This window comes from Candidatus Chloroploca mongolica (assembly GCF_004762035.2).
GTDB lineage: Bacteria > Chloroflexota > Chloroflexia > Chloroflexales > Chloroflexaceae > Chloroploca > Chloroploca mongolica.
In genome coordinates, this window is the sequence record NZ_SIJK02000133.1 from 1 (window position 1) to 4,184 (window position 4,184).

Genomic DNA, 4,184 nt, shown 5'->3' on the forward strand with positions numbered 1-4,184 from the left:
TTTCCCGTGTCGGTTTGCTCATTTGTTCGATTTCAGCTTAAGTTCGCGCTTATAGCCAACTCCCCTCCCCCCGCGTGGGGGAGGGGCAGGGGGTGGGGGGAAGCCCAGCTGATCTGGTGGCGCGACAATGCCTCACCCCCTCACCCCCCCTGCCCCCCTCTCCCACAAGGGGAGAGGGGGGAGAAGTGTCCGCCCCGCTCCCCTCGTCCACAAGGGGAGATGGGGGCCAACAACTCCCCTCCCCCCTCGTGGGGGAGGGGCAGGGGGTGGGGGGCCAACTCCCCTCCCCCCTCGTGGGGGAGGGGCAGGGGGTGGTGGGGGGCCAACTCCCCTCCCCCCGCGTGGGGGAGGGGCAGGGGGTGGGGGGCAAACAACCTCGCGTGCGCAAGGATCCACGCGATCTGCGCATCCTTGATCCGGCCGCCGGGTCGGGGCACTTTCTGCTCTATTGCTTCGATCTGCTGCTGGCGATCTATGAGGAGGCCTGGGCGCGCCAGGATGGTGCGCCAAGCTATGGCCCAACCGGTCAGACGCTGCACGCTGACTATCCGACGCTCGAGGCGCTGCGCCGGGCAGTACCAGCGCTCATCTTGCGCCACAATCTTTATGCCGTGGACATTGACCCCCGGGCGCGACAGATCTGCGCCTTGGCGCTTTGGCTCCGTGCCCAGCGGGCTTACCAGATGCATGGCCTCAAACGCGATGAACGCACCATGATCGACCGGGTCAACGCAGTTTGTGCCGAGCCGATGCCGGGCGATGCGGCGCTGCTGGCTGAGTTTGCAGCGACGCTAGAGCCGCCGGTGCTCGGCCAGTTGGTGCGCGGTCTCTTCGAGCGGATGCGGCTGGCAGGCGAGGCCGGCAGTCTGCTCCGGATCGAAGCCGACCTGCGCGGGGCGATTGCCGAGGCGAAACGGCAATGGCGCGAGCGACCGACCTATATGCAGGCCGGGCTCTTTGGCGACGAGCCGCTCACTATTGAACAGGTTGGCCTCTTCGATGTCCGGGCGATCAGCGACGAGCAGTTCTGGGATCACACCGAAGGGATGGTGCTCGCGGCACTGCAACGCTATGCCGAGCGAGCCGAGGATGGCTTGGGGTACCGGCGGCGTCTCTTTGCGGACGATGCCGCCTCTGGCTTCGCCTTTGTCGATCTTTGTCGGCAACGCTACGACGTCGTGCTGATGAATCCGCCCTTCGGAGCGGCCAGCAAAGGCTGGAAGGCGGCCTTTGAGCAGGCCTACCCCCGCACCAAGAACGACCTCTACGCTGCCTTCGTTGAACGTGGCCTGGCGCTCTTGCACCCCGGTGGCATGCTCGGCGCGATCACCTCGCGCACCGGTTTCTTCCTCACGAGCTTCCAGAAATGGCGCGAAGAGATCCTGCTCAAAGCAGGGCGGCCTACCATCGTGGCCGACCTGGGCTATGGTGTGCTCGATACGGCCATGGTGGAGACGGCGGCATATGTGTTGGAGAAGAACGATGGCTGATAGGCACAATGATCCAGGCCCCGCAAACAAACAGCCTGAGAGTTATGCACGTCTCGTCGCAGGCGCAACTGAATGGTTTTTTACGGCTGTGCTGCTTGGCGTCTTCGTAGGCGTGTTGTTGCAAATCATCGAGTTCTTCGTGATCGAGCCCGCTGCGCAGACACCATTCCGTAGTGCGCTGGTCGCACTCTTCTGGCTTTATCCGCTCTTTCTGCTCAGTTGTGCGCATCTTTTCGTAACCTGGCTGAGGGCACATCGTCATTTTCGCGAAACCTTTGCCCTTTCTTCCTTGATTGCCATCATCTTGCTCATCTGCATATTTGTTGTCACGCTCTATAGTCACGTCTACCCATGGGATATGCCCCAGGCTCTTGCTCGCTTCACCAACGCAGATGCGCCACCTCCAGCACTGAATGGCGTAGCGCTGGCCCTATTTGTGACCCTTTCTACGTTATTTGTCCTCGTTCTTCATGGAAGACATCGCTCATGGCCCGGACGCAGAAGTACACTCCAGGTCGATCGTGACAGAGGGGGTGATGCCCCCAGCCTGGTGGGTGAGGCCTGGTTCGAGTTCAAGCGTCGCCTCCGCCGAGAAGCAGCCCTGCAAGACTATAGTGATCCTCGTGAACAGTTTGCGCTGAATCTCCCTGCTGAGCCGATGACATCACTGGCATGGGTTGACCAGGCCCGTGAACTGGTGCGGCTTACCAGTGCCTCGTATTCATTTCGGCCACGGGTCAGTGGTGTGAGCCTGGAAGAGTTGGACGAGCGCGCCTCAACCGAAGCTGAACTGTCTGGGCCGGTGTCGCCCGAAGCTGACAGCGATTGGCATGATCTTCCCGCAGTCTGGATCGGGCGGAACAAGCAGGCCAAGGGCGCGATTGCGCTGATTCCAGGTTCCGATCCGGTTGATCAGGCCCACCTAGCCGAGCAAATCGCCTACGCCCAGCGTATTGCCCAGCAGCGCAACCAGCGTCTCGAAGAGGTGATCGTCGCTGTTCGTGATGGGCAGCGCCCTAGACTTGCCGCTCGTCAGGACGTGCGCTTGCGCGTCGAGACCGAGCAAACGCTGCTTGAGCAGACCGTGAATCTCGACGACTATCGTAGCATGATTGCGCAACGCCTGCGGCGTCCCTTACCCAATAGCAACCTCACGCTCAATGATGTGTATGTTTCTCTGCGTGGCAAGGTTCCCGCACAGCGTAGCCCGGTCGAGATTGAAGAGTACATTTTTCAGTGGCTTAGAGAATCGGGACGCCGCCACTTGGCGCTATTGGGCAGTTATGGTCAGGGCAAGAGCAGCTTTGCGCTGATGATGACCCAACGTATCCTTGAGCAATACGCGCCGGGCTTGCCGCCACGCATCCCCATCTTGATCGAACTGCGCGGGCGCAACCTCCGTAATCTGAAACCCTATGCGCTGCTCGGGCAGTGGGCTGGTCGCTATGGGATGAACGGGCAGGCGTTGGTACGCCTCCATGAAGCCGGACGCCTCTTGTTAATCTTTGATGGCTTCGATGAGATGGCCTACCTGGCCGATCCCGATATGCGGATGAGCTACTTTCGGGCGCTGTGGGAATTTGCCCGCTACCCACAGGCGAAGATCCTGATCAGCGGGCGCCCCAACCTCTTCGAAAACCAGGGGGAGTTTGAGCAAGCACTGAACCTGCGGACGGCCTTTGGCGCGGGATCGTACTGTGAGCCAATCTACCTGGAGCTATTATCAAGGCCAGAGATGCAAACGGCGCTACGATCGCACCCGTCCCATGTGCGAGAGCATATTTGTCGGCTTGCTGGCGAGAATACAGCTTTTTCCGATCTTGTGGCCCGTCCCTCGCTGCTACAGCTGGTCGCTGCCATCTGGGATGAACCCGAGATGAAGGCGATTTCAACATCGCCAACATCGGCTAGCGTGATGCGCGCCTTTGTGCATAGCACCCATCGCCGCCAGACCGAGAAGGAAGAGCACTCGGGCGAGTTTATGAAGCTCAGCGAAGCCGAGCGGGTCTATTTTATGGGTGGTGTGGCCCTGGCGATGGCAAGCAAAGGAGAGACCACCATTGACGCGCATGGGCTTGGCACCCTGACGGATCAACTGCGCCTTGCCATGCCCGATGTCCTAACGGCTCACGGCATACCCTTGTCTCAGCTAGCACCGCTACGGGTACGCATTCAGAACCCCACGACAAAAGAGGATCATCCGCAGCTTGTCGAGCGGGTCAAAACGGAAGTACGCGCCAGCAGCTTGCTCGCAAACGAGCCGGATGCCCCTGGCATCTTCAAATTTGGGCATAAATCGTTTCTCGAATACATCTATGCCGAAGAGATCAGCCATGCCATTCGGGATGCACGCTCCCCTCGCTCACGAGCACTGCTGAGGGTTACAGAAACGGACATCGACTCCATCCTGCACCAACCCGAAGCGCTGGCCTTCCTAGCCGAGTTATTGATGATGGATGTAGGTGGCACCAGGATCGCCGCCAACCAACTTGCGACGGCAACCGATAGTGAGCAACTCGAGGTTGGGCGGCAACTACTCCAGATGATTGTCCGTCCACCACGTTGGAGGTTCGCTCGGAAGATAATTTTATTTGTAATGATTATTTCTTCATCATCATCATCATTAGTATTATTCTTATGTATCCTCTCCAAAACCGCTAGCCAGAGGGTGACAGCGGAGCCAACATCTGGTAC

Annotated in this window: 2 protein-coding genes; both read left to right on the top strand. The window is 59.7% G+C overall.

Annotated elements, in window-relative coordinates:
- Positions 1 to 380: 380 nt before the first annotated feature.
- The gene (locus EYB53_RS25035; RefSeq protein WP_135482306.1) at positions 381 to 1,490 is read left to right on the top strand and encodes an Eco57I restriction-modification methylase domain-containing protein; all 1,110 of its coding nucleotides are present in this window, start codon (positions 381 to 383) and stop codon (positions 1,488 to 1,490) included.
- A partial coding sequence (locus tag EYB53_RS25040; RefSeq protein WP_167857618.1) for an NACHT domain-containing protein occupies positions 1,483 to 4,184 on the top strand: 2,702 nt, incomplete at its 3' end. The genes EYB53_RS25035 and EYB53_RS25040, both read left to right, overlap by 8 nt.